Here is a 26,014-nt window from a genome sequence, read left to right on the forward strand (position 1 = left end):
GCCGGCGCCCTCAGTCCGGGACCATCGCCGAGAACGCGTCGGCCAGGGTGGCGTAGAGGTCGAGAGTGTCATCCAGGCCCGTCAGCCGCAGGGGCCGAGTGATGGCGGGATGCCCGCCGACGACGCCGAACCGGCCGCCGGCCGGGGTGACGGCCGCGTGTGCGGCGAGGAGCGCGGCGATGCCGGACGACGCGAGGAAGTCGGTGGCGGTGAGATCGACGATCAGCCCCCGGGGTCGCTCGCTCACTGCTTCAAGAACGGCCGCACCCAACTGCGGGACGGTGAGCAGGTCGATGCTGCCGTGCACGGTCAGGACGATGAGTTGATCGCGCTGCGTCGAGATCACTGCCAGCGCGCGACCTGCCCGGGACGCGTCCTGGTCATCGTCGACGACCACCGGTCCGAAGCTGTCTGCCCTCATGTAGCCCTGCCTCCCTGTTCGCTCGAAGTCACCCGTCCGTGAGATGGCAGCGCCTCGAGGTCCGCCTGGTGGCGTCGGCAGTTGGCTTCACCGGTGCCTTGGTGTGTCCTCGATATGACGTTCGGCGCCGTCGAAGACGCGGATGGCTGCGTGCCCCTCCCCGAGCGCCGCGACATACCCGGCGACAGCTACTGCGCTGATGAGGAGCAGATACCAGCCAGCAGCGTGATCGAAGGCCAGCAGGTAGAGCGCGGTCAGTGTCGCGGCGCAGATCGCCGCGGCCGGCAGTGCCGGAAGCCATCGTCTGTCTCGCAGGACGAGTATCGCCGCCTGACACTGCACGGCGATCTGCATCAGGGCCAGGAGCGCCCCGGCGCCGGCCATCCCGAGCAACCCCGACAGTGTTCCGGTGTCGGAGAGGGCCGCAGTCGCGACGGTCGCGAGAATCGCGACCGAGCCCAGGCCCGCGCCGACTGTCGGCGAGGTGAAGCGCGCGAAGTCCTGGTCTACAGAGTTCTCGGAGTTGTCGACGGAAAGGCACATGACTTCTGTCTAACGCCTGATGCACCTCGGCGGTAGTATGCACAATATTGTCCATATGGACGAGAATGTCCACGCCGACGGCAGGGTCTGACGATGGAGAACCAGGACGAGTCCGTTCTACGGGACCCGGTTCGACGTGCCTACGAGGTGTGTCCGGTCGAGGTGAGCGTCGCCGTGCTCGGCGGTTCCTGGAAGATGACCATCGTCAAGAACCTTCTCGAGGGGCCGATGCGATACGGCGCCCTCGGGCGGGCAGTCGGTCCGGTCACGCCACGAGTGCTCACCCGCCAGCTACGTGAACTCGAATGCGACGGCATCGTGCAGCGTACGGCCTATCCCGAAGTCCCTCCGAGAGTTGAGTATTCGCTCACCGAACAGGGACGGGCGTTGCGCCCCTTCGTCACCGCCCTCAACGAGTGGGGGAAGACCTACGCGACCGAGGTGATCGAACCCAAGGTCGCGCAGCGGGAGAGTGCGGCGAGCTGAGTCGAGGTCGGAGTTGGTCCGAGGAGGTGTCAACACAGCGGACCTCCCGGCGACTGCGGCAACCGCCGCGCCGGCGACCTCCGAGTCATTGAGCCCTTCGCTCCACGTCACCGTACGAAGCGTCGGGTCTCAGGAGGAATGACCGCTGGGACGAAAGCCGAATCCGGGCTACAACCGGCCGATCTGGAGGACGACGATCTCGAGGTCGAGGCGGTTCAAGAGTTGGCCGTTGCGCGCAACCTCGTCGAAACCTGCGGCGTTCGACCCGGTCTCGGCACCGAGATGGCGACGCGCCTCTCGCTCACCAACTTCGGTTTGCTCGGATTCGCAATGCTCAGCAGTGCGAATGCACGGGAGGCGCTTTGGGTCGCCCCGCAGGCGCTACAGATAGGCAACCGGTTCGTCGACATCAGCGTCGACATGAGTCAGTCGGTCGGACATATCGAGTTGCTTTGACGAGACACCCTGCCCGTCTGAACATGGGCCGCCGAACACTGCATCGACGCCTCGAACAGGAGGGGACAACCTTTCGGGTCCTGACCGAGGAGGTTCGTCATGAGGTCGCGGTCGACTTACTCGGCGTCCTCGGCGTCCTCGGCCTCACCGTTCAGGAGGCCGCCTCGCGTCTGGGCTACTCGATTGCCGCGGCCTCCAGCCGATCCTTCACCCGGTGGACGGGCAACCCTCCCAGTACTTATAGAAGGTGATCCCGAAGTGTTCCGCGGAACACTCTCGACCTCGGGTTGAGGCTCGAGGAATTGTCGGTGCCTGGCGATACCTTGTTCCTGTACTTCTCGCTCGGTTCAGGGGGTTGCGTTGGGGTTCAGTGCTTTTCGTTGCGGTGGAGATGCGTCGTCGATGTTCGATGGTGCGGATCCTGAGTCGCTGACGGATGAGGTGCTCGAGGCGCGGGTGCTGGGTATGCCGCTCGGATCACGGCTTTGACAGCGGACTTCCTTGAACTGGTGGCAGAACTGGATGGGCGGGAGTCGTGGCGGGGGCCGGGCATTCATTCGCTGGCGCACTGGTTGTCGTGGAAGGCGGGCATCGCACCGCGAACGGCGCATGAGCAGTTGAGGGTCGCCAAGGCGATACGGGAATTGCCGGTGATCCGCACGGCGTTTCGCGAGGGTCGGTTGTCGTATTCGAAGGTCCGCGCGTTGACACGGGTCGCTACGCCGGAGCGTGAGGCGGAGTTGGTGAACCTCGCATTGTCGTCGACGGCGTCTCAGTTGGATCGGGCGGTGCGGGCGATGGTCCAGATCGATCGTGACCGGGGTGTCGAGGAGGATGGACGGCCGCCGGTGGAGTCGACGGGCCGGTGGAAATGGAACACCGATGGGTCGCTGTCGGTGTCGTTGACGCTGAGTCCGTTGGATGGTGCGCGATTTCTCGCTGGGGCGGTGCGCGCAGAGTATGAACGCACCCGGACCGCCGACGATCCGGATCTACCAACCGCGGGGAGTGTTCCGCGGAACACTGAACCGGAGTCGGGTGACGGCGATTCGGGGCAGGGGTCGGAGGTGGTGCCGTCGCGGCGTCGGGATCTGTGGCGGCAGGTGCCGTCGAATGTGGCGCCGGCGGTGGTGGCGATGGCCGGCATGGTGCATGACGGGGTCGCGATGCCTGATCTCGCACCGGGTGCGGAGATCCTGATCCATGCCGGTGACGGGGTGGAGCATGCTCATCTGGATGACGGTCCGGCGTTGTCGGAGGTCGAGGTGGCCGAAGCTCGGTGCGGGGCGTCGACTCGGGATGTGGTGAGTCGCCGGGTTCCCGGGCAGCCCGGCAAGCTGGCGTTGTTGGGGGTGGGGCGTCGGAAGCGGGTGCCGAACAAAGCCCTGATCAGGGCGTTGTTCGTGCGGGATCGGTGTTGTCAGGTGCCGGGGTGTGGTCGGACGCGTCATCTGCATGCCCATCATGTGCAGTTGTGGTCGGCGGGTGGGCGGACGGATCCGGACAACCTGATCTTGTTGTGTGGGTCGTGTAATGGGGCGTTGCATCGGGGCGAGTTTGCGATTACAGCACGCGGGAAGCAGCGGTTCACGTTTCATCGCCCGGACGGCACTGAGATCGAGGTGGCGCCACCGACTTCGAGGCCGGGCGTGTGGCGACCCGATCAACGGATCGGGGTAGATGCGACGGTGCCGATCGGTGGGGGTCGGATGGATTTGGGTTACACCACCGAGGTGCTCTATGCGGTGTGGGAATGGAAGCAGCGCAACGAGACTCGCTCAGCACCAGTCGTCCGAGAGGCGGCGTAGCTATTCGTCGCGCAGCTCATCGATGTCGGTCCGCGTGATCTCGGTGAGCCGGTCGAGGATTCGGGTGTAGGACGGGGACTGGCGGTGGACGAGGGAGGTGTGGGTCTCGCCGTCGAACAGGTGCAGCTCGGCCGAGCCGCCGGCGGCGTCGAGGGCGGTCGCGTAGCGGCGGGAGTTGGTCGGGTCGACATCGTCGTCGGCCAGTCCGTGGAACAAGGTGACCGGTAGCGCCGGATCGAGATTGCGGATGGGGTCGACCGAGTCATAGCGCGCGGGGACCTGTCGTGGTGTGCCACCCAGGACAAGGGTGATCACCCGGTTGTTGCCGTGGCCGACGGCGTAGTGCATGTCGAGCGGGCCGGAGATGGACACCGCCCGGGATGGAACGAAGGCCGGACGCGAACCCACTTCGTCATCGGTGAGGCGATGGCGCGTGCCGCCCCACACGGCCAATTGCGCACCGGCGCTGTGACCGACCACCGGCTCGTCGTCGATTCGCAACTGCGGGTAGGTCTCGGCCATCGCGGGCACATGGTCGAGTGCTCGGGCCACGTCGTGGAAGGTCGTGGGCCACCCTCCGCCGGTGCCCAGACGTCGGTACTCCACGTTGTAGACGGCCAACCCGCGGTCGGCGAGATCCCTGGCCATCTCGTCGAATTGCTCTGCACCGGCCTGGCTTTCCCAACCGCCACCGTGGATGATCGTCACCAGCGGCAGCGAGTCGTCGTCGCGGGCGCCCGCGGGCAGGTACAGGTCGGCCCAGTTCTCGGCGGGGTCGGCATCGTCGGAATCGAGATACTCGACGCGGACGACGTCGAAGGATTCGGTCCCCGCGGGGACCGGGGGAGCCGTCGCGGGTCCGTGCGCATCCGATGGCGTACCGGAAGACGGTGACGGCGTTGACGACTGCTGGTCCGGCGGCGTCGAGCAACCACCGGCCACGAGCGCGATCACGCCCACGGCCACCGTGACGATCCGACGTCTCATCGGTTATCGCAGACCGGAGGGCACGATCTTGCCGTTGACCGTCACGGTCACCTCGCCGGTCTCGGTGTTCTCGGAGATCTCGCCGTGCTCGAAGGTGACCACCTCGAGGTCACCGTCGACCGTCACGTCGCTCGTGGGCACACCGAGCGGCCCGGCCGAGCCGTTGGTGCCGAGGAGCAACGGGGTGCCGTCCGGAGCGCGCTCGGTGTTCCAGGCGTCCCGGATCTTGCCGGAGGTGACGATGTACCCAGGCGTTGCGGGGTCGCTGTTCCTCGCGATGATCACGCCACCGCGGAACTGTTGGTAGACAACGCCACTCTCTCGTGTCCCCGCGTTGTGATCGCCGGTCAACGGCTTGCCCAGGGCGGCCCGCTGTGCCTCGGTCGCCGACGCGTACTTCGTTGCGATCGGGCCGGTGAGAGTCACCTCGACATCGTCCTCGCCCATGACCGTGGTCTCGGTGGGCTTCGCATTCTCCACGACAGGAACGGGGCCCGTCGTGTCGCCGGCGGCTGCGGTCGTCGTCGACACCCCGGTCGTTGCGGCTCCGGAGGGTGACTCGTCCGCGTCTGACGTGCCGCAACCGGCGGCGATCAGCGTGGTCACGAACAATCCGGCAACGAACTGGGCGCGGCGGGAAGCCACCAGTTTCATGTGATCCTCTCGACCCTCGACTCGTCGGCCTAGGTGTATCACGGACCACGTCCAGTCGCTACGTGCCCGCAGGTTCACCCATGTCGGCGCCTGTACTCACCCGCGGCACCCGGATGCAGGGGGATGGGTCCGGTGAGGATCAATGACTGCGCGTCGAGGAACTGGCTGCCGATCGCCTGGGCGGGCACGAGGTGTGCGGCCTGGTCGAGCAGCACGTCGACGATGGCCGCGGCGGTGACGTCCGGTACATCCCGTCGGGCGAGCAGGAGATTCGCGATCCCGACGGTGGTGACTGCTGGGTGCCGGCCGTAGATGTCGGCGGGGATGCGTACGGGCTCGTACGCGGGTCCGAACCGCTGTCGTAAGCCCGCGACCACGTCACCGAGGTCGAGCAGGACGATCGGCACGCGCGGGTCGGTGAACGCCGGGGTCGGCAGACCGCCCGCCCACATGACGGCGTCGACCTCTCCGGCGGCGAGGGCGGCGCCGGCGTCGGCCATCGTTTGCCGGACCGGGCGGATGTCGCGGCCGGCGTCGAGGCCGGCTGCGGCGAGTACCCGCTCGGAGAGCCCGGCGGCGCCGGACCCCGGTGCTCCGACACTCACCGACCGCCCGCGCAGGTCGGCGACCGTCGCGATCCCGGACCCGGTGCGGACCGCCACCTGGAAGTAGTTCTCGTACACGCAGCCGAGAGCGGTCAGCTGCGTCCCCGTTCGCTCGATGGCCGTGTCGCTGAGGCTGATCGCGAGTTCGGCGGAACCGTCCGCCAGGGCGTCGAGGTTCTCGGCCGAGCCGCCGGATTGCCGCGGGCGGATCTCCGGCGCGCCGGACCGGGCCGCCGCCGCGGCGAGAAGACCGGCGAATTCCCAGAAGAAGCCACCGGGCTCGCCCGCCGCGAGGCGGACCGGTGCGCCGCGTTCGGTTCCGCACGCGGTCAGGAGAAGCAGCGCGCCCAGGCCGGTGGCCCCGCGGAGCAGAGTCCGGCGGTCCACCGGCCCGCGCGCGAACGACATGATGACACCTTAGGCCCGCCGGGCAACGGCCTCTGCGTCGAGGAAGGCCCGCCCCTGCTCGCGATCGAGGGGGGTCTCCGCCTTGTTGCGCAGCACGAAGATGTAGACCATCAGCGACACCGCGATCACGACGGTGACGTAGGCGATGAACCACGGGACATGACCGCCGTTCTTCGCGGCCTGATAGATCAGCGGCGCGGTGCCGCCGAACGCCGAGTTCGCTAGCGCGTAGCCCAGACCCACTCCCAGCGCGCGGACGTGAGAGGGGAAGAGCTCCGCCTTCACGATCGCGTTGATGGAGGTGTAGCCGGTGAGGATGATGTAGCCGATGGCGAGCAGGGTCAACGACGTTGCCACCGAGGTGGTTTGGGGCAGGTAGGTGATCAGGACGTAGGTGTACAGGACACCGCCGACGCCGAAGAAGATGAGGACCGGTTTGCGTCCGACCTTGTCGCTGATCATTCCGCCGATCGGCTGCAACACCATCAGGAAGATCAAACCGATGAGGTTGATCCAGGTCCCGGTGCGACCGTGGTCCTCGTAGGCGGTCTTGACGATGGCCGGTGCGTTGACGCTGTAGGTGTAGAAGGCGATGGTGCCGCCGATGGTGACCAGGAAGCAGACCAGCAGAGGGCGCCAGTAGTTCAGGACGAGTTCGCGAATCGAGCCGGACTCGGAGTCGGCCCCGCTGCGGACGGCCTCCAACTGCTCCGGGGTGAGCGACTCGTCCATGCTGCGGCGCAGCCAGAAGACGACCACCGCGGCCACGCCGCCGATGAGAAACGCTATACGCCAACCGAAGTCGGAGATCTGGTCGGAGTCGAGGAAGCCCTGCATCACCAGCAGGGTGAGCTGCGCCAGCACATGTCCGCCGATGAGCGTGACGTACTGGAACGACGAGAAGAAGCCGCGACGCTCCCGGGTGGCCGCCTCGGACATGTAGGTGGCCGACGCGCCGTACTCGCCACCGGTCGCGAATCCCTGTACCAGTCGACAGAGCACCAGGACGACCGCCGCCCACACGCCGATCGACTCGCGACCCGGTGTCAGCGCGATGACCAATGAGCACGCCGCCATCAACGACACGCTGAACGTCAGCGCCGCCCGGCGGCCCCGGCGGTCCGCGTACCGGCCGAAGAACCAGGAGCCGACCGGCCGCATCAGGAAGGTGACGGCGAAGATGGCGTACACGTAGACGGTCGAGTTCTTGTCGGCCGAGTCGAAGAACTGGCTCTCGAAGTACGTCGCGAAGACGGTGTAGACGTAGACGTCGTACCACTCGACGAGGTTGCCGGAGGACCCGCGCAGGGTGTTGAGCACGGCACGACGCGTCGCCGCGGCCGACGACGTCGGCGGTGCGCTCCGGGCGTTCGCGGGCTGCCGGGTGGGCGAGTCGGTCATCAGGGTCCTCCAGGTCGTCGAACGTGCACCCGACCCGGTCCGGCGTCGGTGCCCCTAACACTGTGAACGCAGTCACAGGCGGAACGGAAGCCGATCGCCGTTTCCTAACAGTCCCTTAGGACAGGTCGTCCTCGGCCTAGTGGAACGGGACGTCGGAGGCCGGGATCCAGAGGTCCACCCGCAGTCCCGCGGGGCGTCCGGCGGTCACCCTCAGTTCGCCTCCGACTCCTTCGACAAGGGCCGCCGCGATGGCCAATCCGAGTCCGGAGCCGGGCCCGCTGTCGGCCGACGCGCGGAAGAACCGCTCCGTGATGCGTGGCAAGTCGTCGGCCGTCACGCCACGGCCGGTGTCGGCGACCCAGACCCGGATACGCGCTCCCTCGGATCGACAGCCCAGCTCTACGTGGGCACCTTCCCCGGCGTGGTTGACCGCGTTGCTCATCAGGACGTCCGTCGCCCGGATGAGGTCGTCCTCGTCGAGTGCGGCGATCATCGGCCGGGGCGGCGAAGCGATCGACGCCGACATCCCCGCGTCGGCGAGCGCGTCCGCCCAGAAATCGTGGCGCTCGACCAGCACGGCGGCGACGTCGCAGACCCCTGTGGTGGAACCGGCGGGCCGCGACTCGGCGGTGGCGAGGACGAGTAGGTCGTCGACGATGCGGTCGAGCCGGTCGATCTCCACGACGGTCTTCCGATGCGATTCCAGCGAGCGGCCGGTCAATCCGAGGCCGAGGGTGTCGAGGCGAAAGCGGACCGCCGCCAACGGATTACGAAGTGCGTGCGCGGTGTCGGCGACCAGGCGGCGCTGGGCGGCGGTGGCGTTCTCGACGTCGTCCGCCATCGCGTCGAAGATCCGGGCCAGCTCGCGGACCTCCGGTGGGCCGGTGTGGCGTTGACCGGGCGATCCGTCCGGGGTCGTGTCGTTCGCCGACGGGCCGCTGTCGATGATCGAGGCGCGCAGCGAGCGCACCCGTGCCGACAACGCCGTGAGTGGGCGAACCGTCCACCGCGACAACGCAACCGCGATCATCGACCCGATCACGAGCATCGCGAGGGCCCCGGCGGCGATCACGGCCCACGTTCTGACGACATCGCGTTTCGCCGCCGTCGTCGACGCCTCGATGACGACCGCGCCGTCGACCTGGGTGCCCGTGCCGATCGGCATGGCCACGAGTACCGAGTCGGGCGACCAGGGCGTCAGCCCCGACGCGATCCGCGTGCGTTGATTGCGCAATGCCTCGGAGACGGCCTCGGCGACCGCGGGTGACCGGGCTGCGAGGCCGGCCGAGGCGCGCGTCGTGCCGGCTCGATCGACCACCACCACGCCTTCGTCGTAGAGGTCGCGGTAGCGCTCGGCGGCCCGCTGGAGTTCCGTACCCCGCATCTCCGGGTCCCGATCGGCGAGGTCGGCGAAGTAGACCGCGGACGCGGTCCGGCTCTCGGTGAACCGTTGCAGCCGTTCACGACTCGCCGTCGTCGCGAGGGGGACCGCCAGACCCAGGACCACGATCGCCGAATAGACGACGAGCACGAGCAGCACGCGCCGCCACATCGTTCAGGAACCCCAGCGGTAGCCGTACCCGCGGATCGTCTCGATCACGCCGGGCCTGCCGAGCTTCGCCCGGAGCGCGGTCATGTGGACGTCGAGGCTGCGCGAGATGGCGACGTAGGCGTCGCCCCAGATCGCATCCATCAACTGTTCGCGGCTCACGGCCTCACCCCGGCGGGTGACGAGGTGCGCGAGGAGTTCGAACTCCTTGGGAGTGAGGGCGACGTCGGTGCCGGCCACGGTCACCAGTCGCGCGTCGAGATCGACGACGATGTCGCCGGTGGCGATCTGTCGCGCCGCGGGTGCCGGTGCGTCGGCGGTGCGCCGACGGGCGGCCACTTCCAGGCGCGCCATCAACTCGCCGAGGCGCGCAGGTTTCACCACATAGTCGTCGGCACCCCCGCGGAGTGCCCGCACCACCGACCGCTCGTCCTGCCGCGCGGTGAGCACCACGACCGGCATCTCACTCACCGCCCGCAACCGGCGCAGCACGGTCAGCCCGTCCTCGTCAGGCAATCCCAGGTCCAGCAGTGCGAGGTCGAATTCCCGGTGACCGAGGAGGAGATCGGCGCCGCGACGCATGCGACCGGGCTCGTGGCCGACCTCGTTCAGGGCGTCCACGAGCGCGTCGCCGACCCCGTCGTCGTCTTCCACTACCGCGATACGCATCGTGTCTCACGGTACGACAGGAACCGGAGGCGGCCTCTCAGAGCACGATCTGCCGGTTGACGTCCTTGTAGAGGAGGTACCGGAAGTTCGACGGTCCGCCGGCGTAGCAGGCCTGCGGGCAGAAGGCGCGCAGGGACATGTAGTCGCCCTCCTGGACCTCCACCCAGTCCTCGTTGAGCCGATAGACGGCCTTGCCCTCCAGGACGTACAGGCCGTGTTCCATCACGTGGGTCTCGGCGAAGGGGATAGACGCGCCGGGCTCGAAGGTCACGATGTTGACGTGCATGTCGTAGGCGAGGTCCTGGGGGTCGAGCATTCGCGTTGTGCGCCAGGCGCCGTCGGTGTCGGGCATCGGGGAGGGCTCGATGTCGCGCTCGTTGCCGAACTTCGGGGCCGGCTCGTGACCCGCGATGGGCTCGTAACGCTTACGAATCCAGTGGAAGGAGACGGGGACGTCGCCGCGGTTGTGTGCCGACCACGGTGTGCCCGCGGGCAGGTAGCCGAAGCCACCGTCGGACAGGACGTGCTCCTGGCCCGCGATGGTCACGGTCAGCGATCCGGCGGTGACGAAGACGAAACCCTCGACTTCTGACTGGGGTTCGGGCGCAGCCGATCCGCCGCCCGGGGCGACCTCGACGATGGTCTGGGCGAAGGTCTGCGCGCCGCCGGGTACCGGGCGGTTGAGTACCCAGGCGCGGGTGTCGGTCCACTCCGGGAAGACCGAGGTGACGATGTCGCGGAGCACGCCGCGCGGGATCACCGTGTACGCCTCGGTGACGACCGCGCGGTCGCTCAGCAGGTCGGTCTGCGGCGGGAGTCCACCGGCGGGGGTGTAGTACGGCGTCGCGTTCATCGGGTTGTCCTCTGTGAGTGGGGGAGTGCGAAGTCGCGCACCTTCTCGATGGGCAGATCGGTCGCGGTCTCGACCTCGTCGACGGTCAGAGCGCCGCACACCTCGCCGCGTCGGATGAAGCCGGCGAGTGCGCGGGCCGTCGCCGGTTCGTCGAGCACCGACGACTCGAGCTTGTGCGCGTAGTTGCGCAGACGCACTGCGGCGGAATCGAATCCGTCGCGATAGAAGGCGTATGTGGCCAGGAAGCGGGTGACGAGCTGCGCGGGGTGGAGGTCCCACCCCTGATAGAAGCCGCGTTCGAGGTGGCGCCGGACCAGTCGCGCGTGCAACGCCCAGCCGGCTTCGACGGCCTCGGCGTCTCCGACGGGGAGAATGTTCGTCGACCCGTCCGACAACCGCACACCGGTGCCGGCCGCGGCGAGTTGCATCACGGCCTTCGCGTGGTCGGCGACGGGATGTTCCATCGACTGATACGCCGCGGCGATGCCGAGGGACGCCGAATAGTCGTAGGTTCCGTAGTGCAGTGCGGTCACCCGGCCCTCGCCGGCCTGGATCATCGCCGCCACGGCCGCGGTGCCGTCGGCACCCATCACCGACTGCGGCGTCTCCACCTGGATCTCGAAACCGATACGGCCGTCGGCGAATCCGTGGACCCGCTCGAGTTCCCGGGCGACCGTGACCATCGCGAGCACCTGATCGGTCGAGGTGACCTTGGGCAGGGTGAGGGTCAACCCCGCCGGGAGTTCGCCGGTGTCCGCGAGACCGGAGACGAACAGGTCGAGGGTGCGCAGGCCGCGGGCGCGCACGTCGGTCTCGAAACACTTGAAGCGGATGCCGAGGAACGGCGGTGAGGCGTCGCCGGCCGCCCGGATCGCGGCGACGGCGGCGCTGACGTGCGCGTCCTCCTCGTCATCGGCGCGGACACCGTAACCGTCCTCGAAGTCGATGCGCAGATCCTCGATGGGCTCGGTGCGTAGCTTGTTCTCGACGAGATCTGCGAGGGCGGTGGCCGCCGAGTCGGTCCGGGCGACGGTCGAGCGGGCGATCGCGGCGAGACCGCCGTGGTCGGCAGCCGCCTCGAGAGCCGCGCGTCCCCACGCCTGGGGGAGATCCGCGGAGTACCGGTCGGCGGGGACATAGACCGTGTGGACCGGCTGCCGGCTCCCGTCGTCACCCGGATACCGATCGGACAGGACCGCGTCCGACGTTGCGAGGGCGGCCTCGATCTCGGCGAGGAAGGCCGCGCCGAGGCGACCGGGTTGCACGCTCACGGGCGCCCCTTCATGTCGAATCAATGGAAATCAAATTCCGCAGAGCGGAGTTTACTCCAGAACTGCCGGATGCGGCCACCCATGTGAGCTGACGGACCGGATTGTGGTTTCACATCATGGAACGTAGCGTGATGTCGGACTGTGGAGGTGGTGATGGCGGGGAACTCCGGCGGTGTGCAATCCGTCGAGCGCGCATTCGAACTGCTCGAGCTCATCGGCCGCGCCGGCGGCGAGTGCTCACTGAGCCATCTGTCGGCGGAGTCCCCGCTGCCGCCCCCGACCATCCACCGGCTGCTGCGGACACTCGTGGGAATCGGCTATGTCCGGCAGCTCCCGAACCGGTCGTACGCCCTGGGGCCCCGGCTCATCCGACTCGGCGAGGTGGCCAACCGGCAGCTCGGCGCGGTCGCCGCACCCGTCCTCGCCTCCCTGGTCGGCGAACTCAGCGAGACCGCCAGTCTCGCCGTCCTCGACGGCGACATGGTCATCTACGTGGCCCAGGTTCCGTCCCCGCACAGCATGCGCACCAACAACGAGGTCGGCCGTCGGGTCACGATGCACAACACCGCGGTCGGCAAGGCCGTGCTCGCCGAACTCGACGATGCACGCATCCTCAAACACGTCACGCAGGCCGGGCTCACCCCCGCCACCCAGTGGAGCGTCACGTCGCTGTCGGGTGTGTTCGCGGCCGTCGAGCAGGTACGGGCGAGCGGGGTCGCCACCGACGAACAGGAACACGAGGTCGGCGTCTGCGGGATGGCGGTCGCCGTCCCCGGTGCGCCCACGCCCATGGCGGTCGGGATCTCCGGGCCGGTCGCCCGATTCGACGACGGGCTCCGGGCCCGCGCGGTCGGGGCGCTCCGCACGGCCGCGGAGACCGTGTCCGAGGCGCTGATCGGATCGCGCGAGTCCTAGGGGCGAGGCGGCTAGATGGTCAGTTTCGTGGGCGTCGTGCGGTTGGCGCCGTCGCCGCTGGAACCATCGCCGACCTGACCGTCGTTGTTGAATCCCCAGCAGTACACCGACGCGGCCGCCATCGCGCACGACGTCCCGTTGCCGGTCGAGATCGAGGTGACGTCGGTCAGCGTCGAGACCTCGCGGGGGATCTTCACCGACCCGCCGGACGAGCCGAGCTGGCTGCGGTCGTCGTCTCCCCAGCAGAAGGCCCGGTCGTCGGAGACCGCGCAGGTGGTGCCCCAGTCGGTGGAGATGGCGGAGACGCCGCTCAGATTGCCGACCTGAACGGGGGCCTGGCGGGTCTCGGTGGTGCCGTCGCCGATCTGGCCGTAGGCGTTCGAACCCCAGCACCACGCGTCGCCACCGGCGACCGCACAGGTCGTCTGGAAGTACGTGCTGGTGTTCGTGTTCGGATCGTCGTCGTCGGATGCCTCGTGATAGCCGCCGACGGTGATGTCGGTGACATCGGTCAGCGAGCCGACCTTCACCGGTGCCGAGCGCGCCGTCGTGCTGCCGTCGCCGATCTGCCCGTTGTCATTGGCGCCCCAGCAGAACGCCGAGCCGTCCGACACCGCGCAGGTGGTGCCGTAGGCGGTGGTGATGTCGGTGACCACGCCGAGCCCGGGGATCTTCGTCGGTGCCGAGACCGGGTCGGTGCCACCGCCGGTGCCGAGCTGGCCGTATTCGTTGTTGCCCCAGCAGTAGGCGTCGGTGCCGGCGACCGCGCAGGTGGTGCCCCAGCCGGTGGAGATCGCCTTGACGTCGGAGATGGCGCCGACCTTGGTCGCGGAGTCCACCGTCGAACCGCTGGAACCGTTGCCGACTTCGCCGTAATGGTTGTTGCCCCAACAGAATGCGTCGCCGGCGGCGATGGCGCAGGCCGTCGAGACGTAGGCGTTCTCGCCGGTGAGGTAGCCGCCGGTGGTGACCGCGGTCGCGTTGGCGACCCCGGTCACCGCCACCGGTCGGGTGTGCGGCGTCGTGGAACCGTCGCCGAGCTGACCGGAGTCGTTGTCGCCCCAGCAGTGCACGCTGCCGTTGACCACGGCGCAGCTGCTGCCGAAGTTCGTGCTCACCACCGGCTGCGCGACGGTCGCCTTCTCCGGGTCGGCGACGGTGCTGCCCAGGACGGCGAGTCCCACGACGGCGGCGACCACCAGCAGCAGCACGGCGCCGAGGACGCCGGCGACGATGAGGCCGGTCCGCTTCTTCTTTTTCGGCGGGACCGGCGGCAGACCCGGGTAGCCGACCTGGGGATGCCCGGGCTGCGCGTGCGGGCCCGAGAGGTGAGGGGCCGAGGAGTACATCGGCTGGGGACCCGACGGCTTGTTCATCAGCGGCTGCGGGCCCGACGGCCCGGTCATGGTCGGCTGCGGCGGCGGGGTGTACTGGCCATGGGGTGGGCCGAACTGCTGCTGGGGTCCCGAGGGGTGACCCGTGGACGGGCCGCCGGTGCCACCGCCGACGAGGGTGGGCGGCGGAACCGAACCCGCGATCATCGTGTTTCCCTGTGCGGCAGGGGATTCGAGCGCCGACTTCAAGGCGGCCGCGAAACTGCGGCAGTCGGGATAGCGGGATGCGGGATTCTTCGACAGGGCGCGCTGGAACACCGGGTCGAGGTGCGCGAGGTCGCCGCGCAGCTGGCCGATGTGGGGGACCGGGCGCTGGATGTGGCCCAGCATCACCGACGGTTCGGACTGTCCGACGAAGGGCGGCTGCCCCGCGAGCATCGCGTAGGCCGTGCAGGCCAGCGAGTACTGGTCCGACCGGGCCGTGGCGTCGGCGCCCTCGAGTGTCTCCGGGGCCGAGAAGGCGACCGTCCCGATGAACGAATGGGTGCCGGTCAGGTTGGCCGAACCGGCGAGCTTGGCGATGCCGAAGTCGAGCACGAGGGCGCGTTCGACGGCGTTCGTCGCCGGGTCGCGCGTGACGAGGATGTTGGCGGGCTTGATGTCCCGGTGCACCACGTGGTGGCGGTGCGCGTAGTCGAGGGCGTCGGCCACCTGTCCGACGACCGTCGACACCTCCGCCGGCGTCAGACGTTCCTCGGTGAGATCCTTGCCCTCGACGTAACTCATCGAGAACCAGGGCGAACCGTCCTCGATGCCGTACTGGTGGATGGTGATGATGCTGCGATGGTCGAGCTTCGCGGTGGTGCGGGCCTCGTTGGTGAAGCGCTGGTTGAACCCGGGCTGGGCACTGACCGCCGTGGAGATGACCTTCAGGGCCTCTCGCCGCTCGAGTTGCAGGTTCTCGACGAGGTACACCTCGCCCATACCGCCCGCGCCGAGCTGGGAGACCACGCGATAACCGGCGATGTGGGTGCCGGGACTCAACGGCACGGCGTCACCTCTTTCTGGCTTGGCGGGAGAGCGGCTGCCAAATGGCTGCTCTCGCAGACGTATGCAGGGACGATACCGAACCGGGAAAGGTCCGGGGCACCCTTCAACCGGATGACGGAGCCGACGCTAGAACGTGACCTGAGTGGGGGTCAGACGGTCGTCGGTGCCCCCGACGCCGAGCTGTCCGGTGGCGTTGAAACCCCAGCACCACAGGTATGACGACGCGAGCGCGCACGTGGTTCGTTCGCCGGTGGACACCGCGCCGACATCGGACAATCCGTTCACCCGGGTGGGCGCCGGCCGGTCGGTCAGGGTGCCGTCGCCGACCGAGCCCCAGGCATTGGCGCCCCAGCAGTACGCGATCCCGGCCGCGAGTGCGCAGGTGGTGTTCGACGTGCCGGTGCTGATGGCCTCGACTCCGTCCAGGCCGGACACCGGCGTCGCCGTGCGTCGGCCGTAGGTGGTGCCGTCGCCGAGTTGGCCGAACGCGTTGTCGCCCCAGCAATATGCACTCGCCCCGGCGATCGCGCAGGCGGTCGCGGCGCCCGCGGAGACCGACGTCGCGCCGTCCAGGTCGGCGACCCGGGTCGGGCGGGCCCGGTTGGTGGTCGTGCCGTCGCCGACCTGTCCGTTGTCGTTGAGGCCCCAGCAGTAGGCGTCGCCGGCTGCGACGGCACACGTGAAGTTCACACCGACGCTGATGGCGGTCACGTCGTCGAGCCCGGCGACCCGGACCGGCCGGTACTGATTCGCGGTCGAACCGTCACCGAGCTGGTCGAAGTCGTTGGTGCCCCAGCAGTACGCCGAGCCCGCCGAGATCGCGCACGTGGCCCAGTTGGCGGTCGAGACGGCGGTGACATCGGCGAGACCGGCGACCCGGGTCGGCGTCAGCCGCGCGTCGGTCGTGCCGTCGCCGATCTGCCCGTAGTCGTTGTTTCCCCAGCAGTACGCGAGTCGCTCGGCGATCGCACAGCTGTTGGGTCCGCCGGTGCTGATCGCGGTGACGCCGCTGAGATCGGCGACCGGCGTGGGCGTCTGGCGGGTGTCGGTCGTGCCGTCGCCGAGTTGGCCGGCCGCGTTGTCGCCCCAGCAATAGGCGGTTCCGTGCCGGATCGAACACGTGGCCCCGAGTCCGGCGCTGAGCTGGGCGCCGGCATCGGCCGCCGCGATCGGCGACGACGGGGCGTCGGACGCGTCCCCGCCATCGCCGCCGCCGAGGGTGAGGACCCCGATCGCGACGACGACGGCCAGCACCGCGACCACGGCGACCGCGGCGAGGGCGAGCGGCCACCGTCGCCGGTGGGAGGGCGTCGGGGGCGCGGGGGATGGGGCGACCCACGGTGGGGTCGGTTTCGCCGGTGGAGGCGGGGTGATGACCTGGGTCGTAGCCACGGGCGCGGGTGGCCGGTTGTCGGAGTGGGTTCGCCCCAGCGCCGCGCGCAGATCCGCGGCGAACGCACCGCAGGTGGGGTAGCGGTCGAGGGGGCCGCGCGCGAGCGCACGGTCGAAGACGGGATCGAGGGCGGCGAGCTCGGGGCGGTAGGTGCTGATCGGCGCCGGGCGTGTCGTGAGCTTGGCGACGATGTGACGGGTCTGCGTGTCGGCATCGAACGGGGTTGCGCCGGAGAGCAATTCGTAGGCGGTACAGGCCAGCGCGTACTGATCCGATGCGGGGCCCGCGGGTTTGCCGTCGAGGATCTCCGGCGCGGCGTAGACGAGGGTGCCCACGAACGACGACGGCGCCGTCAGGGTGCTCGCGGTGGTGAGCTTCGCGATCCCGAAGTCGAGCACGACGACGCGGTCGAGGGCGTCGTTAATCGCGCGGCGAGTGACCATGATGTTGCCCGGTTTGATGTCGCGGTGGATCACGCCGTGCTCGTGTGCGTAGTCGAGGGCGTCGGCGACCCGGGAGGCGACGGCCACCACCTCGTCCGGGCGGAGCGAGGCGCGTCGGAGGTCACGGCCGTCGAGGTAGGCCATCGTGAACCAGGGGTCGCCGTCGGCGACGCCGTAGTGGTAGATCGTGACGATCGACGGATGGTCGAGGGCGGCCGCGGTCTGTGCCTCGCGACTGAACCGGCGCGCGAACTCCTCGTCGACGGTCTCGGCGATCGAGATCACCTTGAGGGCCTCGCGCCGACGAAGTTGCGGATTCTCGACCAGGTAGACGGTGCCCATTCCGCCGCTCCCCAGCCGCGTGATCACACGGTAGCCGGCGACCTGGACCGGTTGGGCGACCATGGGCGCCTCCTGGGGCGTGACCTGTGTTGCGACGACCATAGCCCCGGCACGGGACTTCCGCCCCGGACACGGGTCTTGTTCATTCGAACGGCATGGCACAATGCACGACGTGGCAAACAAATCTGGCGCTGAAACACCCTCCTCCGGCGAAGCGGGGGCCGGCACCGGCAAGGTCGTCGAATCTGCCAAGGGCAAGAAGCACTACGTCGACAACGGCTGGCCGCAGGACGAGAACGGCGATGCCGCCGAGCACGCGGTCTCCGAACTCGCGACCCACATCTCGGGTGCGTTGTCGCCGTTCGGCGACACCGAGTTCCCGCTTCCGGTCGACGACCTGCCGTTCGTGCAGTCGAAGACCATCGTCAACCGCTGACGTCGATGCCGCCCACCGGGACTGACGAAGGTGGGTCGGACGCCCGGGACACCGGGCCGGCCGGCGGCTCCCGGTTGAGTCATCTGGACGAGTCCGGAACGGCCCGCATGGTCGACGTCGGCGCCAAGCCGACGACGAAGCGTCGCGCCGTCGCCGCCGGCACGTTCCACACCACCGCCGAGGTGATCGGTCTCCTCAGCGAGTCGCGGCTGCCCAAAGGAGATGTGCTGGCCACGGCGCGCATCGCCGGGATCATGGCGGCCAAACGCACCGACGAGCTGATCCCGCTGTGCCATCAGCTGGCGTTGTCGTCGGTGGAGGTCGACTTCGCGATCGGCGCCGACACGATCGAGGTCACCGCGACCGTGGCGACCTCCGGCCAGACGGGTGTGGAGATGGAGGCGTTGACAGCGGTCGCAGTCGCCGGGCTGACACTCCACGACATGGTCAAGGCCGTCGACCGACGGGCGCAGATGGACGGCATCCGCCTGCTCGCCAAGACCGGCGGCAAATCCGGCGACTGGTACCGCGAACCGTCTGACCCGGCTCATGACTGACCAGAGAACTCCTCGCGTGGCGCGCGTCGTCGTCGCGTCGAACCGCGCCAGCAGCGGTGTCTACGAAGACCGGTCCGGACCGATCATCGAGGCCTGGCTGGTCGAGCAGGGCTTCACCGTCGACGAGTGCGACGTCGTCGCCGACGGCCCGCCGGTCGGCGAGGCCCTCCGCGCCGCGATCTACGCCGAGGTCGACCTCGTCATCACCACGGGCGGAACGGGTTTGACGCCCACGGACCGGACTCCGGAGCAGACCCGCCCGCTCCTCGACGTCGAGATCCCGGGTCTGGCCGACGCCATCCGGTCGGCCGGGCTGCCGACGGTGCCCACCGCGGTCCTCTCACGCGGACTCGCCGGAATCGCCGGGACGACCCTCGTCGTGAACCTGCCCGGTTCGACCGGCGGGGTCCGCGACGGGCTCGGCGTCCTCGCCGGCGTCGTCCACCACGCGCTCGATCAGATCCGCGGAGGCGACCACCGATGACCCGAGAGGCCGGCTCGCACGTGGTGCACACCGCGGTCGTCGACGAGCCGATCACGCTGGCCGACCACGAGGCGATGGTCATCGACGCCGCCGAAGGTAAAGCCGGTGCGGTGGTCGGGTTCGTGGGCGCGGTCCGCGACCACGACGGCGGCCGCACCGTGACCGCGCTGCATTACTCGGGGCATCCCACGGCGACGAAGGTCCTGGCCGAGGTCGTCGCGGAGGTCTCCGCGGTCCACGGGGTGCGCGCGGTCGCGGTGTCCCACCGGGTCGGCGACCTCGTCATCGGCGACATCGCGTTCGTGGTCGCGGTGGCGGCCGACCATCGTCGGGCGGCGTTCGAGACCTGCTCGCGCCTCGTCGACGAGGTCAAGGCCCGCCTGCCAGTCTGGAAACACCAGTTCTTCGACGACGGCACCGACGAATGGGTCAACTCGGCCTGACCCCGCCCCCCGCTGGTTGAGCTGACCCCCGCTGGTTGAGCTGACCCCCCGCTGGTTGAGCTGACCCCCGCTGGTTGAGCTTGTCGAAACCAATGGAAAAGGGCCCCGCACGGATGGTCCATCGTGCGGGGCCCTTCGTCTGGGTCCCAGATCAGGCGTCGAGCGGCGATCAGGGGTTGGGCAGCAGGTGCTTGTTGTCGTTGAACAGCTTGATCTGGTCCTGGTTCAGCGTGACGCCGCTGTCCTTGGCCGCCTGCCAGAGGTTCTTGATCTCGGGGCTGACGCCGGCCTCGGTGAGGGCGTCGGTGACCTGGTTGGCGACGTCCTCGGTGGTCTTCGCCAGGTCGACGCTGCCGTTGCCGCCGGGGAGCACCGGGGCGATCTCACGCGGGGTGTCGGTCGGCGCGCTGCGCGGGGTCGAGCCCGACAGGCCGGTGCCACAGGTGGGCCAGGCACCCTTGCCCTGCGAACCGAGCACACGCTCGGCGACGACGATCTGCTCCTCGCGCGAGGCCTGATCGGCGGTTGGGGCGAACTCGCCGCCGCCGTGGCCGGTCCAGGTGCTCGGGGAGAACTGCAGGCCGCCGTGGTAGCCGTTGCCGGTCGCGATGGCCCAGTTGCCACCGGATTCGCACTGCGCGACCTGGTTCCACTCGGCGTCGGTGGCCGCATTGGCGGTACCGGTGCCCAGGAGGGCTGCTCCGCCGCCGAGGACCGCGCCGGTGAGGGCGACCTTGGTGATGGTCTTGGCGGCCGTGCTGGTCGTCTGCTTGCGATGACGTCCGGACATGTCTGTGTTTCCTCTCTCCACGCGCCTACGAAGTCAGCTGTCGGGTTCGAGCGAGAGGTGCTCGGTCCCGGGTCGTCGTGGTGGTCGCCGCGACTTCCGGGACTTAACCCCGAGGACACCTGGTGTGGTGCCCGGTCTCAGGGGATGAGGTTGGGTCCCCCGTCCTCGTTCCTAGATTGCTTGTCGTTCCCACCGGCGGAACGAGGCTCGGCGCGGCCGGTGGGACGTTATGTCTTGGTTGCTGTGTCGTGACCTCCGAGGAGGACGCTTCGAACAGTACGTCGTTCGTTGGACTGAATCACCTGCTTGGACGCAAGCGATTTTCGGCCCGGATCCGGGTCTTCCGACCCACTTCGGCCGTCATCCCAGTTCAACGGGTTAGTGGCCGTCCCGTGCCCATCCTGTTACCGCACCGTGATGTGACTAAGGTCACAGGCCGGGTGTGGCGTCAGCCACCGGCAAACGGGGGGAGGACGTCGAGTGTCGTGCACGTGCCGAGCGCACGCGTCCGATCGGAGAACGCGATCTCGTCGCGCAGATACGAGCAGCGTTCGAGAACCGTGGCGAGGGAGGGGTTTCCGGCGGCGAGGATGCCCTCGAGGGCGCCGAGCGGGGTCGACGGGTCGACGTCGATCACCTTCTCCTCGGCACCGGCCGCGGCGCGCGCGGCCGCGAAGAAACGAACTGTGAGCTGCATCGGACGCGAGCCTAGCCGCCGATCGCCGACATCGGCCGATCCGGTTGGGTGAAGCCCGCCGCGTTCACTTCGTGGCCCGCCGCTTTCGCCCACATGTTCGCGCGCCACAGGCGCGCGAGGGCGGCGTCGATCTCGTCGTCGGGGAGGGTGCGCAACGCGTGCCGCACGTCGGTTTCCGACGTCGCGAACAGGCAGTTGCGCAGTGATCCGTCCGCGGTGAGCCGGGTGCGGTCGCAGTCCCCGCAGAACGGCCGGGTGACCGACGCGATCACCCCGACGCGTGCCGGGCCGTGCGCGCCGCGGTGGCCGTCGACGAGCCACGTGGCGGCGGGCGCGCTCCCACGTGGCGCAGGGTCGGGCAGCAGGGTGAACCGCTTCCGCAGGGTCGCGAGGATCTCCTGTGCGGTCACCATCTGTGCTCGCTGCCACGCATGGTCGGCGTCGAGTGGCATCTGTTCGATGATGCGCAGCTCGTAACCGTGCTCGAGACAGTAGGCGAGCAGGTCGGGGACTCCGGGCAGGTCGCTGCGGTCGGGTACCACGGCGTTGACCTTGACCGGGTCGAGCCCGGCGCGGCGGGCCGCCGCCAGGCCGTCGAGCACATCGGACAGACGGTCCCGGCGCGTGATCTCGGCGAAGCGGGCCGGGTCGATGGTGTCCAGCGAGATGTTGATACGGCCGAGGCCGGCGTCGACCAGACCGCCGACCCGCCGGGTCAGTCCGAGTCCGTTCGTCGTCATCGCGATCTCGGGCGACTGCGGGAGGCCCGCGACGGCGGCGATGACGTCCTCGAGGTCGCGGCGCAGCAGTGGTTCGCCGCCGGTGAATCGGATGCGCTCGATTCCCAGGTGGCGCACTGCGACGGTGAGCACCCGGATCAGTTCGTCGGTGGACAGCACCTGGTCGGTGGGCATCCAGTCGAGGCCCTCGGCCGGCATGCAGTACGAGCACCGCAGATTGCAGCGGTCGGTGACCGAGACCCGGAGATCCTTCGCGACCCGACCGAAGGTGTCGAGCAACGGCCCGTCGGTGGGCGCGTCGGAGGTCGCTGCTTCCCGCGGGGAGCGGGGCAGCGGCAGTCCGAGGCCGACCGTGCTCATGGTGCTGGGCGACTCACTTCCGGGTCGGGTCCGTGCGCGCCTCCAGGGCGCGGAAGGTGCTGGCGTGGAAGACCAGGGGCTCGATGTCGGGATCGGCGCGCAAGGTCCCGATCTCCAGCAACACGACGGTGTGGTCGCCGGCCTGGATCTCGTTGTGGATCGTGCACGACAGGTGGGCGGCCGCGTCGGGCACGAAGACCGCCCCGCGATCGGTGCTCAGCGGCGTGATGCCGTCGAACCGGTGCTCCGACGACCCGGCGAGCTGCTTGCAGAGTTCGATCTGGTCGCCGGCGAACACGCTGACCCCGATGGCCGGTGCGGTACGGATCCGCGGCCAGGTCGTCGAGGTGTTCTGGACGCAGACCGAGACGAGCGGCGGGTCGAGCGACACGGTGGTGAACGAGCTCGCGGCCATTCCGATCAATGTGGTCGAATCCCCGTCACGCTGTTCGCAACACACCGCCACGACGCCCGACGGGAAACAGCTGTACGCGTCACGCAGCGCCCGCCCGTCGGAGACGGGGGAGAGATCGGGGGTGGTGTCGATGGTTGTGGTCACGGTCCTCACCTGGCTCGGCGTCCGGCACGGAGTGCGTACACCAGGCCCAGGACGAAGCCCAGCGGTGCGCACATGGTCAGCAGATAGACGGCGGTCGGCGCGGTGTCGCCGCCGGTCACCAACGGTGTCAGGAACAACGCCACGATCGCCAGAATTCCGATCATGAACACGACCCCGGCAGCCTGCAGCAACCGCGGGGAGGATGTCTTCTGCATACCCGCCACGGTAGTGCAACGCGCGCCGGTGCGACGCCGCGCGATCCGTGCCCGCCGGGTAATGGTGTGACCGCGCGGTGGGGCGTTGGCTAGGATGGTCCGAAGCAGGCGCCTTGCATCCGTCTGGGCTCGCACGGTCTTCCACCGTCCGGGCCGCGAGATGGGTGACGGCGTCTTTTGTCGTGACGGGTCGTTTTTCGACAGATCTAGAACAGATGAGGGTGAGCACAGTGCCGACCGGCAAGGTGAAGTGGTACGACGCGGACAAAGGCTTCGGCTTCCTCTCCCAGGAGAGCGGTGAGGACGTCTACGTCCGTTCGGCAGCGTTGCCCGACGGAGTCGAGGCGCTCAAGCCGGGCCAGCGCGTCGAGTTCGGCATGGCCGCCGGTCGTCGCGGCCCGCAGGCGTTGAGCGTGAAGGTGCTCGAACCGGCACCCAGCGTCTCCAAGAACGTGCGCGAAGCCGCCCGCAAGGACGTGAAGCGGCACACCCCCGACGAACTGCACGGGATGGTCGCCGACCTCATCACCCTGCTCGAGGGCAAGGTCCAGCCGGACCTGCGCAAGGGGCGTTACCCCGACCGTAAGACCGCACAGCGGATCTCCGAAGTCGTGCGTGCCGTCGCGCGGGAGCTCGACTCCTAGGGCCGACTACGCGGCGGGCGCGGTCTGAACCGCGAGCTCGCCGCGCGGCAGGACGTCGTCGGCGGGGGTGAGCCGCGCCGACGCCGAGATCACGGTGAACCCGACCAGCACCCGGTCCGGTTCCGACCGGAGCGTCAGGGTGAAGGTGTCGTCCGCGCCCTGCTGCTGCTCGTCCTCGACGATCCCGCGCGGAGTCCGATAGACCGCCGCGAGGTTCCACGGACCCTGCGCGATCTCGCTCGAGACCGTCAGCATGATCGTCGAACCCACCGGCACCGGCACCGTCGCGGTCTCGTTCGGCGCGGTGATCTCGGGATCGCACGCGGTCAGCATCAAATCGCACCACCAGCGCGGATCGACGGTGTGCAACTCATCGCCGACCGCGACGTGCAGGTAGGGCTGATCGTCGTGCGCCGCGTTGCGGGTCAGCAGGAACACCGACGTCCCCACCACCGCGACGAACAGCACGACGACGATCGCGATGATCGACAGAGCCTTCTTCTCACCACTGCTGATCACTGACGACGTTGTCCTGTCTGGTTGGGCGGCGGGTGATCGCCGGGGCTGTACGGGCGCTCACCCCGGGTCTCGAACGGGGCGGTCGACGGGGTCCGGGTGGGCATCCGGGCGGTCGAGGGCCGCGCGGCGTGCGGTCGGGTGTCGGCGTCCGCCGGACCGGTCCGGGTGGCCGATCGGGCTTCTGCCGCGCGGAAGGCGACGGTGGGCGCGGCGTGGTCGGGGCGTCGACCGCCCAGACCGGGGACCAGTGACTTGCCGCGGGTGGTCATCACCGTCTGCAGCAGCCCGAGGCCGAGCAGTACCGAGACGACCGTGAACCCGATCCACAGGGTCGGCGGCAGCAGCACCCCGAGCGAGGCGCCGAAGACCCACGACAGCTGCAGCACCGTCTCCGACCGGCCGAACGCCGAGGCGCGGGACTCGTCGGGCAGGTCGTCCTGGATGGACGAGTCGAGGCACACCTTCCCGATCGCGCTGGTGCCGGAGGCGACCAGGGCTGCCACGGCGGCCGCGGCGATGTTGCCGAAGATGGCGGCCAGGACCGCGACGACGAAGCAGGCGGCGGTCGCGCCGACGACGATGTTCGGCGGGTTCTTCAGCTCGAGGCGGGTGCCGACGCCGTTGCCGATCATGTTGCCGACGCCGGCGGCGGCGCCGACCGCGCCGAGGAGAAGCAGCTGGGTCCAGTCCGAGGCGTCGCCCTGCTGGGCCTTGGCGTAGAACGCCACGAACAGCGTCAGGAAGCCGGTCAGGATGCGGATCGTGCCGTTGCCCCACAACCCGGCGACGACCTTGCGTCCGAGTGGCTGGCGCATCTTCGCCGCGAGCATCTTCGCGCCGTCGCGAGCGCTCGTCGGCTGCTCGGAGTCGCCGGGGACCGACCGCGCGGGCTCGCCGTGGTACGTGAGGGTCGTCGGGATCTCGCCCTCGGTGGACTCGACCCACGCCGGGATGCGCATGCACAGGTAGGCGCCCGCGGCCGCGACGACGGCCAGCCACACCATGGCACCCGGCAGATGCAGCGGGAGCAGCTGGCCGAGGAGGAACTCGATGGCCGCGGCGACCGCGCCGCCCACGACCGTGCCCCCGATGAGGCCGAAAATGGTCAGCCGTGAATTGACCCGGGGAAGGTCGATGGTCGGCGGCACCACCCGCGGCGTGACGGCCGACTTGAGGACGCCGAACGATTTGGACAGCACCAGCAGACCGAGGGCACACGGATAGAGCACCCATGGGTCGTATTCGAGCTGCTGGGTGATGTCGTTCCACTGGACGTTGGCCATGATGAGCAGGGCCAGGACGACGCGCAGGCCGAAGGTCGTGGCCATGGCGATGCGGCGGCCGCGCTGCAGTCGGTCGAGGAGCGGGCCGATGAGCGGAGCGATCAGGGCGAACGGCGCGATCGTCAGTGCCAGGTACAAGGCCACATTGGTCTTCGACTCACCGGTCGCGGCGGCGAAGAACAGCGTGTTCGCCAGCGCGACGGCCATCGCGGCGTCGGCGGCGAAGTTGGCGATCACCGGCAGCGTCAGCGCGGTCAGGCCCGACTGGTCGGCGCCGTCGGCGGTGGCCGCCCGGTGGATCTTGCCGATCCCCCTGCCGGTCAGCTCGCGACTCCGCATCGCCGCGACCCGCATCACCGTCAGCTTCTTGGGTGTACGGCTTCCACCGTTCTGGGGCCCGTGGTCGGTCGGCATCGCCCGGGTCGCCTCGTCGGCCGGCGGACGGGCGCGGTCGTCGAGCGGCGGGAGATGCGGGTTGTGGGTCGGCGGGGGGAGGTAGGCGTTGCGGCCGGGACCCGGCCCGGACGGCGGCTCTCCCCATCCCGGCGCCGGTCGCCGGGTCCGCATCTGCCGCGTCTCGTCGGCCGGATAGTTCGTCGAACCGGGGTGCTGCGCGGCGCGTCGTGCACGACCGGCGGGTGGCGGTTGCCGAGGGTGCTGGTCGGCGGGACCCCTGGGGGCCCCGCGCCCCTCGTCGTG

The 26,014-nt window shown here is 69.2% G+C and carries 28 protein-coding genes, 1 pseudogene and 1 riboswitch; of the genes and pseudogenes, 10 read left to right on the plus strand and 19 right to left on the minus strand.

Features of this window, described 5'->3' with window-relative positions:
* Nucleotides 1–10: 10 nt before the first annotated feature.
* On the minus strand, nucleotides 11–421 hold the full coding sequence (locus KB201_RS05475; RefSeq protein WP_078113533.1) for an STAS domain-containing protein: 411 nt from the start codon (nucleotides 419–421) through the stop codon (nucleotides 11–13).
* An 87-nt stretch (nucleotides 422–508) separates the two neighbouring features.
* Nucleotides 509–964 (minus strand): hypothetical protein, encoded by a 456-nt coding sequence (locus tag KB201_RS05480; protein ID WP_249145112.1) that lies wholly within the window; start codon nucleotides 962–964, stop codon nucleotides 509–511.
* A gap of 93 nt (nucleotides 965–1,057) precedes the next feature.
* On the opposite strand from KB201_RS05480, the gene KB201_RS05485 reads away from it, so the two are divergent.
* The 4 genes and pseudogenes from KB201_RS05485 (at nucleotide 1,058) to KB201_RS05500 (ending at nucleotide 3,714) form a co-directional block, all read left to right on the plus strand.
* Nucleotides 1,058–1,450 (plus strand): helix-turn-helix domain-containing protein, encoded by a 393-nt coding sequence (locus KB201_RS05485; RefSeq protein ID WP_078113534.1) that lies wholly within the window; start codon nucleotides 1,058–1,060, stop codon nucleotides 1,448–1,450.
* A gap of 138 nt (nucleotides 1,451–1,588) precedes the next feature.
* Nucleotides 1,589–1,906 carry an AraC family transcriptional regulator ligand-binding domain-containing protein gene (locus KB201_RS05490; RefSeq protein WP_159370262.1) on the plus strand — a complete coding sequence of 106 codons (318 nt, stop codon included), beginning with the start codon at nucleotides 1,589–1,591 and terminating at the stop codon, nucleotides 1,904–1,906.
* A 23-nt stretch (nucleotides 1,907–1,929) separates the two neighbouring features.
* Nucleotides 1,930–2,157, plus strand: coding sequence for a helix-turn-helix domain-containing protein (locus KB201_RS05495; protein ID WP_159370263.1), 228 nt, complete (start codon nucleotides 1,930–1,932; stop codon nucleotides 2,155–2,157).
* Between the two features lie 151 nt (nucleotides 2,158–2,308).
* Nucleotides 2,309–3,714, plus strand: a pseudogene (locus KB201_RS05500) (DUF222 domain-containing protein).
* Here the strand turns inward: KB201_RS05500 and KB201_RS05505 are convergent.
* The 8 genes from KB201_RS05505 to KB201_RS05540 form a co-directional block, all read right to left on the minus strand.
* Nucleotides 3,715–4,701 carry an alpha/beta hydrolase gene (locus tag KB201_RS05505; protein ID WP_139363049.1) on the minus strand — a complete coding sequence of 329 codons (987 nt, stop codon included), beginning with the start codon at nucleotides 4,699–4,701 and terminating at the stop codon, nucleotides 3,715–3,717.
* A 3-nt stretch (nucleotides 4,702–4,704) separates the two neighbouring features.
* Complete coding sequence (locus KB201_RS05510; RefSeq protein WP_078113535.1) at nucleotides 4,705–5,355, minus strand: LGFP repeat-containing protein; 651 nt, start codon at nucleotides 5,353–5,355, stop codon at nucleotides 4,705–4,707.
* A 74-nt stretch (nucleotides 5,356–5,429) separates the two neighbouring features.
* Nucleotides 5,430–6,368, minus strand: a complete 939-nt coding sequence (locus KB201_RS05515; RefSeq protein ID WP_078113536.1) for a TAXI family TRAP transporter solute-binding subunit — start codon at nucleotides 6,366–6,368, stop codon at nucleotides 5,430–5,432.
* A gap of 9 nt (nucleotides 6,369–6,377) precedes the next feature.
* Nucleotides 6,378–7,769, minus strand: coding sequence for an MFS transporter (locus tag KB201_RS05520; protein WP_058251640.1), 1,392 nt, complete (start codon nucleotides 7,767–7,769; stop codon nucleotides 6,378–6,380).
* A 136-nt stretch (nucleotides 7,770–7,905) separates the two neighbouring features.
* Nucleotides 7,906–9,321 carry a HAMP domain-containing sensor histidine kinase gene (locus KB201_RS05525; RefSeq protein ID WP_078113537.1) on the minus strand — a complete coding sequence of 472 codons (1,416 nt, stop codon included), beginning with the start codon at nucleotides 9,319–9,321 and terminating at the stop codon, nucleotides 7,906–7,908.
* Between the two features lie 3 nt (nucleotides 9,322–9,324).
* Nucleotides 9,325–9,987 carry a response regulator transcription factor gene (locus KB201_RS05530; RefSeq protein ID WP_078113538.1) on the minus strand — a complete coding sequence of 221 codons (663 nt, stop codon included), beginning with the start codon at nucleotides 9,985–9,987 and terminating at the stop codon, nucleotides 9,325–9,327.
* Between the two features lie 37 nt (nucleotides 9,988–10,024).
* Nucleotides 10,025–10,840, minus strand: a complete 816-nt coding sequence (locus KB201_RS05535) for a bifunctional allantoicase/(S)-ureidoglycine aminohydrolase (RefSeq protein ID WP_058251637.1) — start codon at nucleotides 10,838–10,840, stop codon at nucleotides 10,025–10,027.
* Nucleotides 10,837–12,111 (minus strand): aldolase/citrate lyase family protein, encoded by a 1,275-nt coding sequence (locus KB201_RS05540; RefSeq protein ID WP_058251636.1) that lies wholly within the window; start codon nucleotides 12,109–12,111, stop codon nucleotides 10,837–10,839. The genes KB201_RS05535 and KB201_RS05540 overlap by 4 nt, the downstream gene beginning before the upstream one ends.
* Nucleotides 12,112–12,264: 153 nt before the next feature.
* Here KB201_RS05540 and KB201_RS05545 point away from each other — a divergent pair, with 153 nt between their 5' ends.
* On the plus strand, nucleotides 12,265–13,026 hold the full coding sequence (locus KB201_RS05545; protein ID WP_058251688.1) for an IclR family transcriptional regulator: 762 nt from the start codon (nucleotides 12,265–12,267) through the stop codon (nucleotides 13,024–13,026).
* 11 nt (nucleotides 13,027–13,037) lie between these two features.
* Here KB201_RS05545 and KB201_RS05550 read toward each other — a convergent pair whose 3' ends face one another.
* Nucleotides 13,038–15,410, minus strand: coding sequence for a protein kinase (locus tag KB201_RS05550; RefSeq protein WP_058251635.1), 2,373 nt, complete (start codon nucleotides 15,408–15,410; stop codon nucleotides 13,038–13,040).
* A gap of 126 nt (nucleotides 15,411–15,536) precedes the next feature.
* The gene (locus KB201_RS05555; RefSeq protein WP_058251634.1) at nucleotides 15,537–17,651 is read right to left on the minus strand and encodes a protein kinase; all 2,115 of its coding nucleotides are present in this window, start codon (nucleotides 17,649–17,651) and stop codon (nucleotides 15,537–15,539) included.
* A gap of 100 nt (nucleotides 17,652–17,751) precedes the next feature.
* Here KB201_RS05555 and KB201_RS05560 point away from each other — a divergent pair, with 100 nt between their 5' ends.
* From KB201_RS05560 to KB201_RS05575, 4 genes are read left to right on the plus strand one after another with little or no spacing between them, the layout of a single operon-like run.
* Nucleotides 17,752–18,024, plus strand: a complete 273-nt coding sequence (locus KB201_RS05560) for a hypothetical protein (protein WP_058251633.1) — start codon at nucleotides 17,752–17,754, stop codon at nucleotides 18,022–18,024.
* 5 nt (nucleotides 18,025–18,029) lie between these two features.
* On the plus strand, nucleotides 18,030–18,581 hold the full coding sequence (gene moaC / locus KB201_RS05565; RefSeq protein ID WP_058251632.1) for a cyclic pyranopterin monophosphate synthase MoaC: 552 nt from the start codon (nucleotides 18,030–18,032) through the stop codon (nucleotides 18,579–18,581).
* A complete protein-coding gene (locus KB201_RS05570; protein WP_058251631.1) occupies nucleotides 18,574–19,065 on the plus strand; it encodes a molybdenum cofactor biosynthesis protein B in 492 nt (163 codons plus the stop codon). The genes moaC and KB201_RS05570 overlap by 8 nt, the downstream gene beginning before the upstream one ends.
* A complete protein-coding gene (locus tag KB201_RS05575; protein WP_058251630.1) occupies nucleotides 19,062–19,508 on the plus strand; it encodes a molybdenum cofactor biosynthesis protein MoaE in 447 nt (148 codons plus the stop codon). The genes KB201_RS05570 and KB201_RS05575 overlap by 4 nt, the downstream gene beginning before the upstream one ends.
* 169 nt (nucleotides 19,509–19,677) lie before the next feature.
* Here the strand turns inward: KB201_RS05575 and KB201_RS05580 are convergent, their stop codons facing one another.
* The 5 genes from KB201_RS05580 to KB201_RS05600 all read right to left on the minus strand — a co-directional run bounded on the left by KB201_RS05580 (nucleotide 19,678) and on the right by KB201_RS05600 (nucleotide 22,869).
* Nucleotides 19,678–20,298: a transglycosylase family protein gene (locus tag KB201_RS05580; protein ID WP_058251629.1), complete on the minus strand. Its 621-nt coding sequence runs from the start codon at nucleotides 20,296–20,298 to the stop codon at nucleotides 19,678–19,680.
* Between the two features lie 6 nt (nucleotides 20,299–20,304).
* A riboswitch (cyclic di-AMP (ydaO/yuaA leader) is annotated at nucleotides 20,305–20,521 on the minus strand.
* Nucleotides 20,522–20,746: 225 nt separating this feature from the next.
* Complete coding sequence (locus KB201_RS05585) at nucleotides 20,747–20,995, minus strand: hypothetical protein (protein WP_058251628.1); 249 nt, start codon at nucleotides 20,993–20,995, stop codon at nucleotides 20,747–20,749.
* A gap of 11 nt (nucleotides 20,996–21,006) precedes the next feature.
* Nucleotides 21,007–22,095 carry a GTP 3',8-cyclase MoaA gene (gene moaA, locus KB201_RS05590; RefSeq protein WP_058251627.1) on the minus strand — a complete coding sequence of 363 codons (1,089 nt, stop codon included), beginning with the start codon at nucleotides 22,093–22,095 and terminating at the stop codon, nucleotides 21,007–21,009.
* A gap of 13 nt (nucleotides 22,096–22,108) precedes the next feature.
* Nucleotides 22,109–22,654: a flavin reductase family protein gene (locus tag KB201_RS05595; RefSeq protein WP_078113540.1), complete on the minus strand. Its 546-nt coding sequence runs from the start codon at nucleotides 22,652–22,654 to the stop codon at nucleotides 22,109–22,111.
* A gap of 5 nt (nucleotides 22,655–22,659) precedes the next feature.
* Nucleotides 22,660–22,869: a hypothetical protein gene (locus KB201_RS05600; RefSeq protein WP_058251626.1), complete on the minus strand. Its 210-nt coding sequence runs from the start codon at nucleotides 22,867–22,869 to the stop codon at nucleotides 22,660–22,662.
* Between the two features lie 230 nt (nucleotides 22,870–23,099).
* Here KB201_RS05600 and KB201_RS05605 point away from each other — a divergent pair, with 230 nt between their 5' ends.
* Nucleotides 23,100–23,513, plus strand: a complete 414-nt coding sequence (locus KB201_RS05605; protein WP_004020198.1) for a cold-shock protein — start codon at nucleotides 23,100–23,102, stop codon at nucleotides 23,511–23,513.
* A 6-nt stretch (nucleotides 23,514–23,519) separates the two neighbouring features.
* Here the strand turns inward: KB201_RS05605 and KB201_RS05610 are convergent, their stop codons facing one another.
* Complete coding sequence (locus tag KB201_RS05610) at nucleotides 23,520–24,032, minus strand: DUF2771 family protein (protein ID WP_058251625.1); 513 nt, start codon at nucleotides 24,030–24,032, stop codon at nucleotides 23,520–23,522.
* Nucleotides 24,029–25,882, minus strand: a complete 1,854-nt coding sequence (locus KB201_RS05615) for an MFS transporter (protein ID WP_249145154.1) — start codon at nucleotides 25,880–25,882, stop codon at nucleotides 24,029–24,031. Before KB201_RS05615 ends, KB201_RS05610 begins: the two co-directional genes overlap by 4 nt.
* Nucleotides 25,883–26,014 lie beyond the last annotated feature (132 nt).

The sequence above is a fragment of the Gordonia sp. SCSIO 19800 genome, assembly GCF_018132775.1.
Classification (GTDB): domain Bacteria; phylum Actinomycetota; class Actinomycetes; order Mycobacteriales; family Mycobacteriaceae; genus Gordonia; species Gordonia hongkongensis.

What these genes read in the sequence shown, in the direction of transcription:
- KB201_RS05475 (WP_078113533.1), bottom strand. Translation starts at nt 421, where the DNA reads ATGAGGGCAGACAGCTTCGGACCGGTGGTCGTCGACGATGACCAGGAC.
- KB201_RS05480 (WP_249145112.1), bottom strand. Translation starts at nt 964, where the DNA reads ATGTGCCTTTCCGTCGACAACTCCGAGAACTCTGTAGACCAGGACTTC.
- KB201_RS05485 (WP_078113534.1), top strand. Translation starts at nt 1,058, where the DNA reads ATGGAGAACCAGGACGAGTCCGTTCTACGGGACCCGGTTCGACGTGCC.
- KB201_RS05490 (WP_159370262.1), top strand. Translation starts at nt 1,589, where the DNA reads ATGACCGCTGGGACGAAAGCCGAATCCGGGCTACAACCGGCCGATCTG.
- KB201_RS05495 (WP_159370263.1), top strand. Translation starts at nt 1,930, where the DNA reads ATGGGCCGCCGAACACTGCATCGACGCCTCGAACAGGAGGGGACAACC.
- KB201_RS05505 (WP_139363049.1), bottom strand. Translation starts at nt 4,701, where the DNA reads ATGAGACGTCGGATCGTCACGGTGGCCGTGGGCGTGATCGCGCTCGTG.
- KB201_RS05510 (WP_078113535.1), bottom strand. Translation starts at nt 5,355, where the DNA reads ATGAAACTGGTGGCTTCCCGCCGCGCCCAGTTCGTTGCCGGATTGTTC.
- KB201_RS05515 (WP_078113536.1), bottom strand. Translation starts at nt 6,368, where the DNA reads ATGTCGTTCGCGCGCGGGCCGGTGGACCGCCGGACTCTGCTCCGCGGG.
- KB201_RS05520 (WP_058251640.1), bottom strand. Translation starts at nt 7,769, where the DNA reads ATGACCGACTCGCCCACCCGGCAGCCCGCGAACGCCCGGAGCGCACCG.
- KB201_RS05525 (WP_078113537.1), bottom strand. Translation starts at nt 9,321, where the DNA reads ATGTGGCGGCGCGTGCTGCTCGTGCTCGTCGTCTATTCGGCGATCGTG.
- KB201_RS05530 (WP_078113538.1), bottom strand. Translation starts at nt 9,987, where the DNA reads ATGCGTATCGCGGTAGTGGAAGACGACGACGGGGTCGGCGACGCGCTC.
- KB201_RS05535 (WP_058251637.1), bottom strand. Translation starts at nt 10,840, where the DNA reads ATGAACGCGACGCCGTACTACACCCCCGCCGGTGGACTCCCGCCGCAG.
- KB201_RS05545 (WP_058251688.1), top strand. Translation starts at nt 12,265, where the DNA reads ATGGCGGGGAACTCCGGCGGTGTGCAATCCGTCGAGCGCGCATTCGAA.
- KB201_RS05555 (WP_058251634.1), bottom strand. Translation starts at nt 17,651, where the DNA reads ATGGTCGCCCAACCGGTCCAGGTCGCCGGCTACCGTGTGATCACGCGG.
- KB201_RS05560 (WP_058251633.1), top strand. Translation starts at nt 17,752, where the DNA reads ATGCACGACGTGGCAAACAAATCTGGCGCTGAAACACCCTCCTCCGGC.
- moaC (WP_058251632.1), top strand. Translation starts at nt 18,030, where the DNA reads ATGCCGCCCACCGGGACTGACGAAGGTGGGTCGGACGCCCGGGACACC.
- KB201_RS05570 (WP_058251631.1), top strand. Translation starts at nt 18,574, where the DNA reads ATGACTGACCAGAGAACTCCTCGCGTGGCGCGCGTCGTCGTCGCGTCG.
- KB201_RS05575 (WP_058251630.1), top strand. Translation starts at nt 19,062, where the DNA reads ATGACCCGAGAGGCCGGCTCGCACGTGGTGCACACCGCGGTCGTCGAC.
- KB201_RS05580 (WP_058251629.1), bottom strand. Translation starts at nt 20,298, where the DNA reads ATGTCCGGACGTCATCGCAAGCAGACGACCAGCACGGCCGCCAAGACC.
- KB201_RS05585 (WP_058251628.1), bottom strand. Translation starts at nt 20,995, where the DNA reads ATGCAGCTCACAGTTCGTTTCTTCGCGGCCGCGCGCGCCGCGGCCGGT.
- moaA (WP_058251627.1), bottom strand. Translation starts at nt 22,095, where the DNA reads ATGAGCACGGTCGGCCTCGGACTGCCGCTGCCCCGCTCCCCGCGGGAA.
- KB201_RS05600 (WP_058251626.1), bottom strand. Translation starts at nt 22,869, where the DNA reads ATGCAGAAGACATCCTCCCCGCGGTTGCTGCAGGCTGCCGGGGTCGTG.
- KB201_RS05615 (WP_249145154.1), bottom strand. Translation starts at nt 25,882, where the DNA reads ATGCGGACCCGGCGACCGGCGCCGGGATGGGGAGAGCCGCCGTCCGGG.